Consider the following 1,932-nt stretch of genomic DNA (forward strand, 5'->3'; position numbering starts at 1 on the left):
TGGGTGCGCCGAGCATGGCGCGTGGTGCGCAATCACCGTTTGACCGGGATGGTATCCGGTCGATGACTTGGAGGTGAAAGTCCTCTACGGGCCCTGGTGATGGGAACCGTTAGCCGAACAGCAAGGGCGTCGTCGTGAGGCGGGGTCTGAAGGAAGCTGTAAGCAAAGTGCCGGCCTGACGAACAGGAAGCGCATAAGAGGCAGTCGCATCAGGGCAAGGGGGCCCATTTACCCAAAGCCCGATATTCACCTGGATGATGCGGCTGTAGATGCGACAGGTATATGGCATGAAGGTCACGCGTCTTACCTCGGGAGGTCTGTTGCCTCGCCACCGGCAACGGTGTGCTACCGCGGCTGAGAAGCGACGGGACAGGGCGGCAGAAGTCAGCAGATGCCGTAGTAGCCGGGACCATCTGGTGAAGGGTTGAACATGAAGTGTCGGATGGAGAACGGTCTTTCGATGACGACAGCAGATGCAGACAATGGGGCCGAAATTCCCCATGCCCATGCGGAAGGTAGTGGCCGGAAGCCGCGAGAGGATGCCTTGGGCGCATCGAACGTCACGGCAGGACCGTCCACCTCACAACCGAAGGCAGCGATGCAACTGATGGAAATGATCATCAGTCGCGAAAACATGATGGCGGCCTTACACCGGGTGGTGTCGAACAAGGGAGCGGCGGGCATCGACAAGATGAGCGTTGGCGACCTGAAGCAGCATCTGGTATCGCATTGGCCGCGCATTAGGGAAGACCTTTTGGCGGGGCGGTATGAGCCAGCGCCGGTGCGCGGGGTTGAAATCCCCAAGCCCGGTGGCGGGAACCGCCTTCTTGGCATTCCCACGGTTCTCGACCGGCTCATCCAGCAGGCGATACATCAGGTGCTGATGCCGATCTTCGACCCAGACTTCTCCAATTCCTCTTTCGGCTTTCGGCCGGAGCGGAGTGCCCATGATGCGATCCTTGCCGCGCGGTCCCATGTGGCCGACGGTTACCGCGTTGTGGTCGATCTTGACCTGGAGAAGTTCTTCGACCGGGTAAACCACGATATGCTGATGGCACGAGTGGCGCGCAAGGTTTACGACAAACGGGTGCTGCGGTTGATCCGCCGCTATCTGCAAGCCGGGTTGATGATGGGCGGGATGACGACAATGCGAAGCGAGGGAACGCCGCAGGGCGGTCCGCTGTCTCCGCTATTATCAAACGTCTTGCTCGACGATCTGGACAAGGAACTGGAACAGCGCGGACATCGCTTCTGCCGCTACGCCGACGACTGTAATATCTATGTGCGGTCAATGCGTGCCGGTCAACGGGTGATGGCTTCGCTCACCACCTTCCTTGAAAAGAGGCTGAAGCTGAAGGTCAACGCCACCAAGAGCGCTGTTGATCGTCCATGTAACCGGGTCTTTCTGGGCTACTCAATGACGGCTCACCGTATGCCCCGCCTTAAGGTGGCGGTACAAAGTGTGAAACGTCTTCGTGGTAAACTGAAAGCCCAGTTCCGGGCTGGGCGTGGCCGGGCCATTGACGTCATCATCAAGGAACTTGTGCCGATCCTGCGCGGTTGGACAGCCTACTTCAAGCTGGCCGATGTGAAGGGGACGTTTGAGGAACTGGATGGATGGGTTCACCGCAAACTGCGGGCGACCCTGTGGCGGCAATGGGCGAAACCAGCCGCGTGCGCAAGAAACCTGATGCAACGGGGCATCAAGAAGGAGCGTGCATGGATAAGTGCCAGCAATGGCCGGGGACCATGGTGGAATGCAAGAACCCCGCACATGCACGAAGCCTTACCCAATGCCTACTTCACCAAGCTCGGGCTGATCTCGTTCCTGAAGGAACATCGACGCCTACACTACGCTTCATGAACCGCCGTATACGGAACCGTACGTACGGTGGTGTGGGGGGAGGGCCTAAAATGCCCTCCTACCCGATC

1 protein-coding gene is annotated in these 1,932 nt (G+C 59.0%); it reads left to right on the forward strand.

Annotation, left to right across the window (positions count from 1 at the left end):
• The first annotated feature begins 460 nt into the window (after window positions 1–460).
• Window positions 461–1,864 (forward strand): group II intron reverse transcriptase/maturase, encoded by a 1,404-nt coding sequence (ltrA, locus tag FIB18_RS24585; RefSeq protein WP_139975403.1) that lies wholly within the window; start codon window positions 461–463, stop codon window positions 1,862–1,864.
• Window positions 1,865–1,932: the final 68 nt, after the last annotated feature.

Origin of the sequence: Brucella pecoris (assembly GCF_006376675.1) — a bacterium.
Lineage (GTDB): Bacteria > Pseudomonadota > Alphaproteobacteria > Rhizobiales > Rhizobiaceae > Brucella > Brucella pecoris.

What these genes read in the sequence shown, in the direction of transcription:
- ltrA (WP_139975403.1), top strand. Translation starts at nt 461, where the DNA reads ATGACGACAGCAGATGCAGACAATGGGGCCGAAATTCCCCATGCCCAT.